Source organism: Ensifer sp. PDNC004 (assembly GCF_016919405.1).
Lineage (GTDB): Bacteria > Pseudomonadota > Alphaproteobacteria > Rhizobiales > Rhizobiaceae > Ensifer.
Genome location: NZ_CP070353.1, coordinates 2,959,943 through 2,973,288, shown reverse-complemented (window position 1 = coordinate 2,973,288; position 13,346 = coordinate 2,959,943). Strand labels below are relative to the sequence as shown.

Here is a 13,346-nt window from a genome sequence, read left to right as displayed (position 1 = left end):
GGTCAACGACGCTGTTTTGGAACGGTTCCAAATACGAAACGACGCAAAACAGCGCCCGCGAATATGCCGGATGAGACAGGAAGGCAGGACGAACCATGGCGGAAGAACGAACGGGCGAAGCAGTTGGAAAGCCGGTCTCGAACGAACGTCAGACGGATCTGAGCAAGCTGCGCCTGCTGGTGGCGCTCGACGCGCTGCTGCGCGAAAACAGCGTCAGCCGTGCCGCCTCAAGCGTCGGCCTGCAGCCCTCGGCGATGAGCCGCTTGCTCGGTCAATTGCGTGAGGACTATGCTGATCCGCTGTTTCTGCGCACCGGTCACGGGCTGCGCCCGACCCCGCTTGCCGAGTCTCTGCGGCTACGCGTGCGCGCACTTGCCGCAGAGACCGAAGCCCTGCTTGACGCACGCTCCACTGCCTCCGCCTCCACAGCGACGGGTCACGCCGGTTGGGGAGGGCAGGCCCTGACCGACGCACCACCGCTGGCGGTCCGGCCAAGCCGCCTGCTTGAGGGGGAGCCGGCGCCGGAACAGTTCGCCGCAAAGCTGGCCGAAATCGGGGACGATGCCGCCCCTGAACGACGATTGGCTCGCTGCATCGCGACTGTCGGCACCGGCGCCGGCCGCAGCCGCCCCTTGAGCAAAGAGGAGGCCGAGGACGCGCTGGCGATCATCCTTGCCGGCGAAGCGGACCCGGTGCAGATCGGTGCGCTGATGACGGTGCTGCATTATCGCGGACCGACGGCGGTGGAGGTGGCCGGTTTCGTGCGCGCCATGCGCCGCCATATCGGCGCAATTGAACCGGGAAACGGCATCGCCGACCTCGATTGGCCCTGCTACCTCTCGCCCAAATTGAAGACTGCGCCCTGGTTCCTGCATGCGGCACGGCTTGTCGTCGATGCCGGGCATCGCGTCGTGCTGCATGGAAGCTACGGTGAAGAGGGTACGGATCGGCACAAGCTGGAGGTGGCCGCTTCCGCAGCCGGCATCCCGATCTGCACGTCGATCACGGCCGCCAAGACAGCGCTTCGGTCGGCAGGCATCGCCTATCTGCCGCTCTCGGCCTTTGCGCCGCAGGTCTATCGCTTGCTGGGGCTCTATCGGCTGATGGAGATGCGCATGCCGCTAAACGCCGCCATTCACCTCATCAATCCGATGGGCGGACGGACAAGCCTGCTCGGAGTCGCCAATCCCTCGAGCCGCACGCTCAGCCGCGACATCGCCATGCTGCTCGGCACAAGAGAGTTGACGATCCTCGGCAATACCCGCGACCACGCTGAGTTCACGCCCTACCGCCAGACGCCCCTTTTCCGCCTTGTCGGCGGCGAAGCTTCCGACGTCATCATTCCCGCGAAAATCGCGCCGCCGGCCGAACCGCGCACCGGCTTGAGCAGCCGCGAATACTGGCAGGCGGTTTGGACTGGTGCTGCCCGCGACGAGCGCGCGGAAACCACCATCATTACCACGGCGGCTGCCGCCCTTGTCAGTCTGCGCAATCACGACGACTTCGAGGCTGCTTGCGAGACAGTGCGGGGACTTTGGAACAACCGATCACGCCGGATGGCGTGATCGGAGATAGGCGTGACTCAGGCGGCCAGGCCCTTTTTCGCCAGCATCGCATCCGGGCTCGGCAGCTTGCCACGGAAGGCCTTGTAGGCATCCTCCGGATCGATCGAACCGCCGACCGAATAGATGTTGCTCTTGAGACGAGCGGCCATGGCCGGATCGAAGGCGTTGCCGGTTTCCTCGAAGGCAGCGAACGCGTCCGCGTCGAGCACTTCCGACCACATGTAGGAATAGTAGCCGGCCGAGTAGCCGTCGCCCGAGAAGACGTGCAGGAAATGCGGGCTGCGGTGGCGCATGACGATCGATTTCGGCATGCCGATCTCATCGAGCTTCTTGGCTTCGAGCGCCATCGGTTCCGCCGTCACCGCGGCCGTATGATAGGCCATATCGACCAGTGCGGAGGAGGTGAACTCGACCGTGGCGAAGCCCGAATTGAAGGTTCGCGCCGCCAGCACCTTGTCGAGCAGCACCTGCGGCATCGGCTCGCCGGTCTGGTAGTGCACCGCATAACGCTTCAGGATCTCCGGCACCGTCAGCCAATGTTCGTAAAGCTGCGACGGCAGCTCGACGAAGTCACGCGACACACCCGTGCCGGACACCGAAGGGTAGGTGACGTTGGATAGCATGCCATGCAAGGCGTGTCCGAACTCGTGGAAGAGCGTGCGGGCGTCGTCGAGCGACAGCAGCGCCGGCTTGCCCTCGGCGGGCTTCGCGAAATTGCAGACGTTGTAGATGATCGGCAGCTCGCCTTCCGCACCGTTCTTCAGCTTGAGCTTGTGCTGCGACTGGAACGAGCTCATCCAGGCACCCGAGCGCTTCGAGGACCGGGCGAAGTAATCGCCGAGGAACAGCGCCACCAGCTTGCCGGATGCATCCTTGATCTCGAAGACACGCACGTCGGGATGGTAGGCGGCAATGCCCTTCTTCTCCGTCGCGGTAATGCCGAACAGGCGCTTGGCGACATCGAAGCAGGCCTCGATGATCTTTTCGAGCTGCAGGTAGGGCTTGAGTTCGCCTTCAGAGAAATTGAACTTCTCGGCGCGGAGCTTCTCGGCGTAATGGCGCCAGTCCCAGGGCATGACGTCGTGATTGCGGCCCTCGTCGGCAACCAGCCGGGCAAGCTCGGCCTCTTCCTCGCGCGCACGGGCAACCGCCTTTTCCCATACCTGCATCAAGAGGCCGTTCACGGCATCAGGCGTCTTCGCCATGGTGTCGTCGAGTTTCAGCGACGCGAAGTTTTCGTATCCGAGCAGCTTTGCCTTTTCCGCCCGCAGCGCCAGCGTCTCGGCGATCAGCCCGCGATTGTCGGTCGCGCCACCGCTTTCACCGCGCGCGATCCAGGCGCGGAAGGCCTGCTCGCGAAGCTCGCGATTGTCGGAGAAGGTCAGGAACGGTTCGATGATCGAACGCGACAGGGTGACCGCGTATTTTCCCTTCTGGCCGCGGTCTTCGGCGACTGCGGCCATGGCGTCACGCAGGAAGTCCGGTAGCCCGGCGAGTTGCTCCTCGCTCTCCAGGAACAGAACCCAGCTCTTCTCATCGGCGAGCACGTTCTGCCCGAACTTGGCGCCGAGACCGGCGAGCGTTTCGTTGATCGCTGCCAGCCGCTCCTGCTCGGGCTTTGCGAGCTTGGCGCCGGACTTCACGAAGCCCTTCCAGTGCCGTTCGAGCACCCGCGTCGCTTCGAGATCGAGGCCGAGCGCCGCGCGCCCTTCCCAGAGCGTGTCGATGCGCTTGAACAGCGCCGCATTCATGCCGATCTTCGAATAGTGCCGCGACATCTTCGGCGCGATATCGCGCTCCAGCGCTTGGATCGCCTCGTTGGTGTCGGCGCCGGCCTTGTTCCAGAAGATCGAGGATACGCGCGAAAGTCCGTCGCCGGCGACCTCCAGCGCAACGATCGTGTTTTCGAAGGTCGGCGCCGCCGGGTTTTCGGCAATCGCGTCGATCTCCGCCTCATGCTCCCGGAAAGCTGCGTCGAACGCCGGGGCAAAATCCTCGTCCTTCACCAGATCGAAACGCGGCAGGCCTTCGTGGCCGGTCCATGCGGTGAGCGCGGGATTGAGCGGGGTGCTGGTGGTCATCAGAAATCCTTTCGCATGCGGTCCGACGCGGGGCCGGGGAGGGGCGCCACTGATCTATGACATCGAGGCGCGGAGGCAATGGAGGTGGTCGCGCAGTGGCTTGCCGTCAAGGCCTGCGCAAACCGAGAAGTCCGGGGGCTGCGTGCCAGACCGCCTGAACGGCAAAGCCGATGAACAGGAGACCGGAAAGCCGGACGATCGCGAGTTCGTGGCGCCGGTAGAAACGCCGCACGACGGAGGTTCCGATGATGACGATCAGGATCAGGTCGGCAACGAGAAATCCGATCAGCGAGACGCCGAGCAGCGCCGGCAGCGCATCGAACTCGAGCGCGTTGGCCGAACTGGCAAGCAGCGCGGTGAAGGTTGCGAGCGCCACCGGATAACCCTTGGGATTGGTGAGTCCGAAAATCAGTCCGCGCCTTAGGGGGCGCTCGACAGTCACGAGCGCACGGTTTTCGCCGGCGGGGCGTGCGCGCAGTGCCGTCCAGCCGATCCAGCCGAGATAGGCGCCGCAGAAGAGACCAAGGATATCGAAGATCGTCGTGCCGACGGAGCGGGCGCCGACGATTGCGACCAGCGCCAGGGTCGACCAGAGAACGTCACCGGCAAGATGCCCGCCCATGAACAGAGCGCCTGCCTTGCGCCCCTGGCCGGCGCCGATGCCGAGGAGCGCCAGAAACGCCGGCCCGGGAATAAGGACATAGGAGAGGGCGGCGAGAAAGGCTCCGATCAGCAGCGTCTCGGACATGGCGGGTTCCCAGTTGTGTTGCCCGCATTCGATCCGGAGGCACCGATTCAGTCAAGAGGAAAGCTAAGCCAGCTATAGGACGAGGCCGGTGAGCGCCGGGCGGACGGACGGCCAGCAAAGGTCAGGTTCTTGGTCGTGGCGCGGATATGGGCGGCGACGGCGTGGACGAAGTTGCGCATGTTCTTTCTCCTTGAGGGATCGATGGCCGGGCAGGCACGCGGTTTCTGAAAAAATCATCGCAGTCCCCCGGCTGATCAGCTGTTACGTCGGGAACATGTCGCTCGCGGCCGCGCACAAATCTTTCGTTTCGCCGATTTCCCTCGATACGAAGTTGCGCTAGAACGCGCCCGGCAGAGCGGTGCGCATGTTCAGGCGCACCGCGGCCGCTGCAGAACTTAGGAGGGCTGCATGTTTCCTTAAATCGACTGCGATTTCAGGAAACATGCAGCCGGTTTTCCCCCCGCGAGAAGGACTATCCATGACTGTGCGCAACCTCTTCCTTCTGCCCGGCGACGGCATCGGCCCGGAAGCCATGGCGGAAGTCCGCAAAATCATCGCCTACATGAATGCCGAGCTTTCTGCCGGCTTCGTGACCGACGAGGGCCTGGTCGGCGGTTCGGCCTATGACGCCCACGGTCAGGCGATCTCGGAAGGGGACATGGCAAAGGCGCTCGCCGCCGACGCGGTGCTGTTCGGCGCCGTCGGCGGTCCGAAGTGGGATGCGGTGCCTTACGAGGTTCGCCCGGAAGCCGGCCTGCTGCGCCTGCGCAAGGACCTTGAACTCTTCGCCAACCTGCGCCCGGCGATCTGCTATCCGGCGCTCGCGGCCGCCTCGTCGCTGAAGCCCGAACTGGTCGAAGGCCTCGACATCCTGATCGTGCGCGAGCTGACCGGTGGCGTCTATTTCGGCGAACCGAAGGAGATCGTCGATCTCGGCAACGGCCAGAAGCGCGGCATCGACACCCAGGTCTACGACACCTACGAGATCGAGCGCATCGCCGGCGTTGCCTTCGAGCTCGCCCGCACGCGGCAAAACCGCGTCTGCTCGATGGAAAAGCGCAACGTCATGAAGTCGGGCGTGCTTTGGAACCAGGTGGTGACCGAGACGCACAAGGCGAAGTACTCCGACGTCCAGCTCGAGCACATGCTGGCGGACGCCGGCGGCATGCAGCTGGTGCGCCAGCCCAAGCAGTTCGACGTCATCGTCACCGACAACCTGTTCGGCGACATGCTGTCGGACGTGGCCGCCATGCTCACCGGTTCGCTCGGCATGCTGCCGTCGGCCTCGCTCGGCGCGCCGGATGGCGTCACCGGCAAGCGCAAGGCGCTCTACGAGCCGGTGCATGGTTCGGCGCCGGACATTGCCGGCAAGGGCATTGCCAACCCGATCGCGATGATCGCGTCCTTTGCCATGTGCCTGCGCTACTCCTTCAACCTCGTGAAGGAAGCCGACAATCTGGAGAAGGCGATCGCCAACGTGCTCGACCAGGGCATCCGCACCGGCGACATCATGGCCGAAGGCGCCAGGCAGGTCGGAACGACCGAAATGGGCGACGCCATCCTCGCCGAGTTCAAGGCGCTGTCGGCTTAAACGACGACAGATCAGATGCGGGCGTCCCACCGACGCCAGCGGGAACTTGAGAAACAAACACCTCCGGAGCGCATCCGGAGGTGTTTTGCATTTACGGCCTTGAATTTGCCAAAAGAACCGACACATCGGGGAAGACAGCCCGGGCCGCCTGGCGCAGCGAGCGCCCTGCACCAAGCCCCGACGGGAGCAGACAATTGCCGCGCGATCTGGCCGGCAGGACAGGAGAACCATGAACCGACCACTTGCGGCCACCGGATGGATCGTGCTGACGACTGCCGTCCTCGTGTTCGCGCTCATCCCGCTCGATCCGTTCCTGTCGCAGCGCGCTCAGGGCCTGCCGGACAGCATCGTCACCTTCAATGAACGGATCACCGATTTCGGTACCTTTGGCTGGATGATCTATCTTTCGGGTATCCTGCTTGCGGGGGCCTTCGTGCTGCGCCGGGCGGCAGGCCAGGGGCCGCTTCAGAACAAGGCGCGCGCCGCCGGCGATCTCGCCGCCTATTTCCTGCTGACGATCGGCACGGCCAGCGGCCTCGTGCACACGCTGAAGCTCCTGATCGGACGGGCACGACCGGAACTCTTTGCCGAGCTCGGCGCCTACAGCCTGACGCCGTTCGCCACCAGTGATCTCTATGAAAGCTTTCCGTCCGGGCACTCGACCGCGGCCGGTGCGTTTTTCGGCGTCTTCGCCATGCTGCTGCCGAGACTGAGGCCACTGTTTCTGGTCCTGGCGCTGATAATCGGTGTTTCCCGCGTCATCGTTGGCGCACACTATCCGAGCGACGTCGCCGCCGGGCTGCTGCTCGGCCTTTGGACATCGGTGATGATGGCGTTTGTCTTCGCCAAATACGGTCGCCTGTTTCGCCTCGGCCCGGGCGGTTGGCCGCTTGCCGGACGCAGCGAGCCGACCCAATAAAAAAGCCGGCGCGGAAGACCGCGCCGGAGTCAGGAGAGCCATAATAGCTCGGGGAAGATTTGAGGTGCTCCCGGGATGTGCTCTCTCCGGGAGCGCCAGGCTTAATCCATCGCGTGGATGTCGCGATCCTTCGTTTCCGGCAGGAACAGGAGGCCGATGACCAGCGTGATCCCTGCAAAGACGATCGGGTACCAGAGGCCGTAGTAGATATCGCCCTGGGCAGCACTCATCGCGAAGGCCGTTGCCGGAAGCAGCCCGCCGAACCAGCCGTTGCCGATGTGGTAGGGCAGCGACATGCCGGTGTAGCGGATGCGGGTCGGGAAGAGTTCGACCAGCAGGGCTGCGATCGGGCCGTAGACCATCGTCACGTAGATGACGAGCACGGTGAGCACCGCGATGATCGTCGTCCAGTTGACGTTGGCAGGATCCGCGACCATCGCGTAGGTGCCGCCGCCGGCGATCGTGTAGACGGCCATTTCGGTGGCAGCGCCCACTTCATCCTTGGTCAGCAGCTTGTCAGCGATGAGCTTTTCGGCCGGAACCATGGTCTTTTCACCGCCGCGCACTGCGGCTGCGTCAAGCGACAGTTCCGGGTTGGCGGTGACAAAACCGTCAAGCTTGGCGTCCGGAACCTTCGCCGCGCCACGAACCAGCGGGTAGCCGGCATTGTGGAGCGCCATGTTGGTCAGCTTTTCGAAGGCGGCGTTGGCGGCCTTGGCACCATCGCCAGCAGCGACTGCGTCGTAGCTGTTGATCGTGGTGTCGCCGACCTTGACCGTCGCCGCCGTGCCCGCCGCTGCCGTCGTGACGACGTCATAGGGAACGGAGTTCTTGGTAAGGAACGCGGTTGCGATGTCGCACGAGGTCGTGAACTTCGCCGTGCCCGTCGGGTTGAACTGGAATTTGCAGTCGCCGGGAGCCGCGGTCACCGTTGCGCGAACGGTTGCCTGGGCTTCAGCGAGTGCAGGGTTACCGGCCCAGGTCAGCGCCTTGAACAGCGGGAAGTAGGTGAGCATCGCAAGCAGCAGACCGGCCATGATGATCGGCTTGCGGCCGATCTTGTCGGAGAGCCAGCCGAAGAGCACGAAGAAGCCCGTGCCGATCAAAAGCGAGGCGGCGACCATGATGTTGGCCGACTGACCGTCTACTTTCAGGACGCCGGTCAGGAAGAACAGCGCGTAGAACTGACCGGAGTACCAGACCACGGCTTGTCCGACGACGGCACCGAACAGCGCCAGAAGCGCGATCTTGGCGTTCTTCCACTGGCCGAAGGCTTCCCGAAGCGGCGCCTTGGAGCCCTTGCCCTCTTCCTTCATCTTCTTGAAGGCCGGGGATTCGTTCATCTTCAGACGGATCCAGACGGAAATGCCGAGAAGCACGCAGGACAGCAGGAACGGAATGCGCCAGCCCCAGGCGGCGAAGGCTTCCTTGCCGAGCGCGAACTGCACGAGCAGGATCACCACCAGCGACAGGAACAGACCGAGCGTCGCCGTGGTCTGGATCCAGGACGTGAAGTAGCCGCGACGCCCATGCGGCGCGTGTTCGGCCACGTAGGTTGCCGCACCGCCATATTCACCGCCGAGCGCCAGGCCCTGCAGCATGCGCAGCACGATGAGCAGGATCGGCGCGGCAATGCCGATCGAGGCAGCGCCGGGCAGGATGCCGACCAGGAAGGTCGACAGACCCATGATCAGGATCGTCACGAGGAAGGTATATTTGCGGCCAACGAGGTCACCCAGGCGACCGAAGACGAGCGCGCCGAACGGGCGAACCAGGAAGCCCGCGGCAAAGGCCAGAAGCGCGAAGATGTTACGCGTCGTTTCCGGGTAGGAACTGAAGAAGGTCGCGCCGATGTAGACGGCGAGCGAACCGTAGAGATAGAAATCGTACCATTCGAAGACGGTACCGAGCGACGAGGCGAAGATGACCTTCTTCTCCTCGCCGGTCATCGGACGCGTTTTTGCGTCGTCCGCTGTCGCGACATTTGCCATTTTGATAATCCTCCACTCCAAAGGAGCGCCCATTGGCTGGTCCAGCATTCCTCCCTCGAACGTCCGGACGTGGTGCGCCTGAAATGAGGATGTCAGAAAAGTGTCATCACAGGCAGAGATGCTTTCGGCTTATGACTTTCGTCTAATGCGGCGATCGATCGCGGGCAGGGCGGGGAGCGTGCCGGCGCGCGGCAATGTCTTGACTCTTCCCCAAAACCGCGTAAGAGCAGCGACGAACGAGGAAATCACCACCATGCGACCGATCGGTCCAGCCATCGCTGCTTTGATCCTGCCGGCTCTTGCCGCGGGGCAGGATGTCGATTTTTCGTTCGCTTGCAAAACAACGGCCAAAACGACGACGAAAACCGTCTGACGTCTCTGGCCCTCCGCTCTCTCCCCGGTTTGGCCGGGGACAGGAACCCTCGCGGCAGGTCGCGCGGTTTCCCCCTCACCCGACGAGGAGAGACAGAAAAGAGAGCTTAGATCATGGGTTTCAAGATTGCAGTCGCAGGCGCCACCGGCAATGTCGGCCGGGAGATGCTGAACATCCTTTCCGAACGCGGCTTTCCCGCGGATGAAGTGGTCGCCCTCGCTTCCGCCCGCTCCCAGGGCACCGAAGTTTCCTTCGGCGACAAGACCCTCAAGGTCAAGAACCTCGAAAACTACGACTTCTCCGACACCGATATCTGCCTGATGTCGGCCGGCGGCGCCGTATCGCTGAAGTATTCGCCGAAGATCGGCCAGCAGGGCTGCGTCGTCATCGACAACTCCTCGGCCTGGCGCTACGACGCCGAAGTGCCGCTGATCGTTCCGGAAGTGAACCCGGACGCGATCGCGCAGTTCACCAAGAAGAACATCATCGCCAACCCGAATTGCTCGACCGCCCAGCTCGTCGTCGCGCTGAAGCCGCTGCACGACCACGCCAAGATCAAGCGCGTCGTCGTCTCGACCTACCAGTCGGTTTCCGGCGCCGGCAAGGACGGCATGGACGAACTCTTCAACCAGACCCGCGCCGTCTTCGTCGCCGATCCGATCGAATCGAAGAAGTTCACCAAGCGCATCGCCTTCAACGTCATTCCGCACATCGACGTGTTCATGGAAGACGGCTACACGAAGGAAGAGTGGAAGGTTCTGGCCGAAACCAAGAAGATGCTCGACCCGAAGATCAAGGTGACCTGCACGGCGGTGCGCGTTCCCGTCTTCATCGGCCATTCGGAATCGGTCAACATCGAGTTCGAAAACGAGATCACCGCCGACGAAGCGCGCGACATCCTGCGCGAAGCGCCGGGTTGCCTGGTCGTCGACAAGCACGAGAACGGCGGCTACGTCACCCCTTACGAATGCGCCGGCGAAGATGCGACTTACATCTCGCGAATCCGCGAGGACGCGACCGTCGAGAACGGCCTCAACCTGTGGGTCGTCTCCGACAACCTGCGCAAGGGCGCTGCTCTCAACGCCATCCAGATTGCCGAGCTCCTGGTCAACCGTGGCCTGATCAAGCCGCGCAAGCAGGCTGCCTGAAAACGGCACTAGAACCATTCACTCCCGCCAGGCTCTTTCGGGCCTGGCGGGTTTCCTGTTTCACGAGGGGCTGATCCTTCCCGGATTCACGTGAAACCACGATAAAGTTACCTGCCGCTTGCGGGAGGTGACACGGCCGGCGAAGGCTGGCATTTTTAAGAGCAACGAGATTCGGGCTATGACGGGGTATTTCATGCACAGGGCGAAGTGCGCAGCAGTGGGGCTTGTTGCCCTGATTTCGACTGCAGTTTTTCCGGCGGTGGCATCTGCCGCCCAATGCGGCAATGACGGAAGCGGCTTTGAAGCCTGGGTTCAGAACTTTAAGCGGCAGGCTTCCGGCAGCGGCATCAGCCCGCAGGTGCTCGACCGTGCACTCTCCGGCGTCTCCTACAACAAGGCGACGATCCGCGCCGACCGCGGCCAGAAGAGCTTCAAGCTGTCGCTGGACCAGTTCATGCAGAAGCGTGGCGGCCAGGTGATCATTTCCCGCGGCAAAAAGATGAAGCAGCAGAACGCTGCCCTTTTTGCCAGCATCGAGCGGCGCTACGGCGTACCGGCCGGCCCGCTGATCGCCATCTGGGGCATGGAAACCGGTTTCGGCGGCTTCATGGGCAAGGAGCACACGCTCTCGGCCGTTTCGACGCTCGCCTATGACTGCCGTCGCTCGGACTACTTCACCAACCAGCTTTATGCGGCCCTGCAGCTCGTGCAGCGCGGCGACCTGAGCCCGGATGCGCGGGGCGCCGCCCACGGCGAAATCGGCCAGACCCAGTTCCTGCCCGCCAACGTCCTGAAATACGGCGTCGATGGCGACGGCAACGGCCATGTCGACATGGTTCGCTCCAAGGCCGACGCGCTGGCGTCCACCGCCAACTTCCTGCGCGGCCATGGCTGGCAGCCGGGCGCCGGCTATCAGCAGGGTCAGGCGAACTTCGCCGCGATCCAGGGCTGGAATGCGGCAACCGTCTACCAGCAGGCGATCGCCATCATCGGCGCCGAGATCGACGGTCTCTAGGATTTGCGTCTTTCGGAACACTTAGTCGTTCCAAACAGACAAAAGGCCCGGTTCGGAAGAGCCGGGCCTTTTTGCTGATCGATTACATTCCCGGGCGGGAGAAGTCGCCGGTAACCGGGTCCATCACCCAGAGTTCGCCGGTCGAGATGTCGAACCAGGCGCCATGCAGGTGGAGCTTGCCTTTGGCCTCGAGGATCTGGACGCATGGGAACGTGCGCAGATTGGCAAGCGAGTTGCGGATCGAAACCCGCTCGAGCGCGCGCTGGCGCTCAGCCTGAGTCATCACGTCATTGCTCTGGATCTGCTCGGCCGAGGGCTTCAGAAGATGCATCCAGCGTCCGATGAAATCGCCCGGCGACAGCGGCTCGGCATCCGGATCGAGTGCCGCCTTGATACCACCGCAGCGGCCGTGGCCCATGACGACGATGTCGCTGACGCGCAGCGACTGTACGGCGAACTCCAGCGCCGCCGAAGTCGAGTGGTAGTGCCCATCCGGCTCGTAGGGCGGCATGAGATTGGCGACGTTGCGCACGACAAAGAGTTCGCCAGGGCCGCTGTCGAAGATCGTTTCCGGCGCAGCGCGCGAGTCGCAACAGGCAATGACCATTGTCTTCGGCTTTTGCCCGGTTTCCGCCAGCGCCTTGTAGCGTTTCTGCTGTTCGCTGAAGCGACCGTTCATGAAATTGTGGTAGCCGTTCAGAAGATAGTCCGGAAAACGCTGCTGCTGCTTGTCCATCGATTGCTCCGCTCGTGCTTCAAGGCGGCATGGCCGGCTTTCGCCCACCCGCACCTCCGTCATGAAAATGATCGCGATCTAAAATTCAATCCACGATGCCATAGGGTGGCGGTCCGTGAACAGCTTCTTCACTTGCGCCGCATCTGATTCGGATGAACCAGCCGGCGCATCTGCACCATCGCCATGGGCGTCGAGAGGCTCGACGCGTCCTGCTCGATGGTCAATTCATCTGCGCCGCGCTTGACGCTCCGCGCGATGATCTCAAATACGCTCGCCGTCGCCATCTGCAAGGCGCGTTCCTCTGAAAGTCCTTCAAGGATCCGGGCGAGAAACACCGCCGCCAACAGGTCACCCGTGCCGTTCGGCGGGTTTTCGACCAGACGATGTTCGGCAAGCAGCGCGTGGTTGCCCGAAAGAAAGAGATTGCCGGTCCCGCCGCTCATCATCGGTACGGCGGACGTGACCAGCACGCGGGCCGGACCGAGGCCGAGCGCCGCGTCGAGGATCGCCGTGTTCGTCTCCAGCGTCGCGCCAGCGAGCCAGGCGAGCTCGTAGCGGTTCGGGGGTCGCAAGATTTGCAAGCGGCAGCAGGCGGTCGCGAATGGCAACCGCCGTGGTTTCCGGCACATAGAGACCGCCGGCATCGCCGACCACGGGGTCGCAGGCATAGATCAGCTTGGGATCGCGCTCCTTCAGCGCCGTCACCAGCCGCGCCACGGCTTCCGCCTGTCCCGCCGAGCCGAGGTAGCCCGAAAGCACGGCGCGCACCTCTCCGGCCCAGGGTGCTGCAATAAGGTCATCGATCACCGCCCCGAAATCCTGATCGGAAATGGCGATCCGCGTCGAGGGGCCATGACCCGGATGCCAGGGGAGGATGACGGTCGGCAGGGCCCAGACCGGATGCCCCAGGGTCTCCAGCGCGAAGACCACGGCCCTGTTGCCCACCTTGCCGCGCACGACATGGCTCGAGATGACGATGACGGCGCCGGGCAGGGAGGGCATTTCGGGCATCGACCAGTCCAATCCTACGATCTCGAAACTCTGTTCACCCGACTGTCACCGCCCTGTCAACAGCCGATGGCAGATAGGCTCCGGAGAAGCCTCTGGCGTTTTCGTGCTTTTTCTTCGATTTTCGAGCAATTTTCGCGAAATTACCTTCGATTTAAATGGATTTAAGCT

Annotated in this window: 11 protein-coding genes and 1 pseudogene; 6 read left to right on the top strand and 6 right to left on the bottom strand. The window is 63.2% G+C overall.

What is annotated here, in order from left to right:
* The first annotated feature begins 95 nt into the window (after nucleotides 1–95).
* Nucleotides 96–1,565: a glycosyl transferase family protein gene (locus JVX98_RS22700; RefSeq protein WP_205237479.1), complete on the top strand. Its 1,470-nt coding sequence runs from the start codon at nucleotides 96–98 to the stop codon at nucleotides 1,563–1,565.
* A 17-nt stretch (nucleotides 1,566–1,582) separates the two neighbouring features.
* On the opposite strand, the gene JVX98_RS22695 is transcribed toward JVX98_RS22700, so the two are convergent.
* The 3 genes from JVX98_RS22695 to JVX98_RS32575 form a co-directional block, all read right to left on the bottom strand.
* Nucleotides 1,583–3,646, bottom strand: a complete 2,064-nt coding sequence (locus JVX98_RS22695; RefSeq protein WP_205237478.1) for a M3 family metallopeptidase — start codon at nucleotides 3,644–3,646, stop codon at nucleotides 1,583–1,585.
* 106 nt (nucleotides 3,647–3,752) lie between these two features.
* Entirely contained in the window at nucleotides 3,753–4,394 is a 642-nt protein-coding gene (locus tag JVX98_RS22690; protein WP_034803056.1) for a LysE family translocator, read from the bottom strand.
* A gap of 47 nt (nucleotides 4,395–4,441) precedes the next feature.
* Complete coding sequence (locus JVX98_RS32575) at nucleotides 4,442–4,573, bottom strand: hypothetical protein (RefSeq protein WP_256436981.1); 132 nt, start codon at nucleotides 4,571–4,573, stop codon at nucleotides 4,442–4,444.
* Nucleotides 4,574–4,872: 299 nt separating this feature from the next.
* Here JVX98_RS32575 and leuB point away from each other — a divergent pair, with 299 nt between their 5' ends.
* Nucleotides 4,873–5,985, top strand: a complete 1,113-nt coding sequence (gene leuB, locus JVX98_RS22685) for a 3-isopropylmalate dehydrogenase (protein WP_205237477.1) — start codon at nucleotides 4,873–4,875, stop codon at nucleotides 5,983–5,985.
* 229 nt (nucleotides 5,986–6,214) lie between these two features.
* The gene (locus JVX98_RS22680; RefSeq protein WP_192451462.1) at nucleotides 6,215–6,904 is read left to right on the top strand and encodes a phosphatase PAP2 family protein; all 690 of its coding nucleotides are present in this window, start codon (nucleotides 6,215–6,217) and stop codon (nucleotides 6,902–6,904) included.
* A gap of 101 nt (nucleotides 6,905–7,005) precedes the next feature.
* Here JVX98_RS22680 and JVX98_RS22675 read toward each other — a convergent pair whose 3' ends face one another.
* Nucleotides 7,006–8,895 (bottom strand): MFS transporter, encoded by a 1,890-nt coding sequence (locus JVX98_RS22675; RefSeq protein ID WP_205237476.1) that lies wholly within the window; start codon nucleotides 8,893–8,895, stop codon nucleotides 7,006–7,008.
* A 100-nt stretch (nucleotides 8,896–8,995) separates the two neighbouring features.
* On the opposite strand from JVX98_RS22675, the gene JVX98_RS22670 reads away from it, so the two are divergent.
* The 3 genes from JVX98_RS22670 to JVX98_RS22660 all read left to right on the top strand — a co-directional run bounded on the left by JVX98_RS22670 (nucleotide 8,996) and on the right by JVX98_RS22660 (nucleotide 11,431).
* Nucleotides 8,996–9,268, top strand: coding sequence for a hypothetical protein (locus JVX98_RS22670; protein WP_192451535.1), 273 nt, complete (start codon nucleotides 8,996–8,998; stop codon nucleotides 9,266–9,268).
* 113 nt (nucleotides 9,269–9,381) lie between these two features.
* On the top strand, nucleotides 9,382–10,416 hold the full coding sequence (locus JVX98_RS22665; RefSeq protein WP_034800169.1) for an aspartate-semialdehyde dehydrogenase: 1,035 nt from the start codon (nucleotides 9,382–9,384) through the stop codon (nucleotides 10,414–10,416).
* 193 nt (nucleotides 10,417–10,609) lie between these two features.
* Nucleotides 10,610–11,431: a lytic transglycosylase domain-containing protein gene (locus JVX98_RS22660; RefSeq protein WP_205237475.1), complete on the top strand. Its 822-nt coding sequence runs from the start codon at nucleotides 10,610–10,612 to the stop codon at nucleotides 11,429–11,431.
* Between the two features lie 82 nt (nucleotides 11,432–11,513).
* Here JVX98_RS22660 and JVX98_RS22655 read toward each other — a convergent pair whose 3' ends face one another.
* Nucleotides 11,514–12,167 (bottom strand): carbonic anhydrase, encoded by a 654-nt coding sequence (locus JVX98_RS22655; RefSeq protein WP_043623742.1) that lies wholly within the window; start codon nucleotides 12,165–12,167, stop codon nucleotides 11,514–11,516.
* 128 nt (nucleotides 12,168–12,295) lie between these two features.
* A pseudogene (gene pdxY / locus JVX98_RS22650) lies at nucleotides 12,296–13,178 on the bottom strand (pyridoxal kinase PdxY).
* Nucleotides 13,179–13,346: the final 168 nt, after the last annotated feature.

Coding starts and splice junctions, on each gene's coding strand:
- JVX98_RS22700 (WP_205237479.1), top strand. CDS start 96: ATGGCGGAAGAACGAACGGGCGAAGCAGTTGGAAAGCCGGTCTCGAAC.
- JVX98_RS22695 (WP_205237478.1), bottom strand. CDS start 3,646: ATGACCACCAGCACCCCGCTCAATCCCGCGCTCACCGCATGGACCGGC.
- JVX98_RS22690 (WP_034803056.1), bottom strand. CDS start 4,394: ATGTCCGAGACGCTGCTGATCGGAGCCTTTCTCGCCGCCCTCTCCTAT.
- JVX98_RS32575 (WP_256436981.1), bottom strand. CDS start 4,573: ATGCGCAACTTCGTCCACGCCGTCGCCGCCCATATCCGCGCCACGACC.
- leuB (WP_205237477.1), top strand. CDS start 4,873: ATGACTGTGCGCAACCTCTTCCTTCTGCCCGGCGACGGCATCGGCCCG.
- JVX98_RS22680 (WP_192451462.1), top strand. CDS start 6,215: ATGAACCGACCACTTGCGGCCACCGGATGGATCGTGCTGACGACTGCC.
- JVX98_RS22675 (WP_205237476.1), bottom strand. CDS start 8,895: ATGGCAAATGTCGCGACAGCGGACGACGCAAAAACGCGTCCGATGACC.
- JVX98_RS22665 (WP_034800169.1), top strand. CDS start 9,382: ATGGGTTTCAAGATTGCAGTCGCAGGCGCCACCGGCAATGTCGGCCGG.
- JVX98_RS22660 (WP_205237475.1), top strand. CDS start 10,610: ATGCACAGGGCGAAGTGCGCAGCAGTGGGGCTTGTTGCCCTGATTTCG.
- JVX98_RS22655 (WP_043623742.1), bottom strand. CDS start 12,167: ATGGACAAGCAGCAGCAGCGTTTTCCGGACTATCTTCTGAACGGCTAC.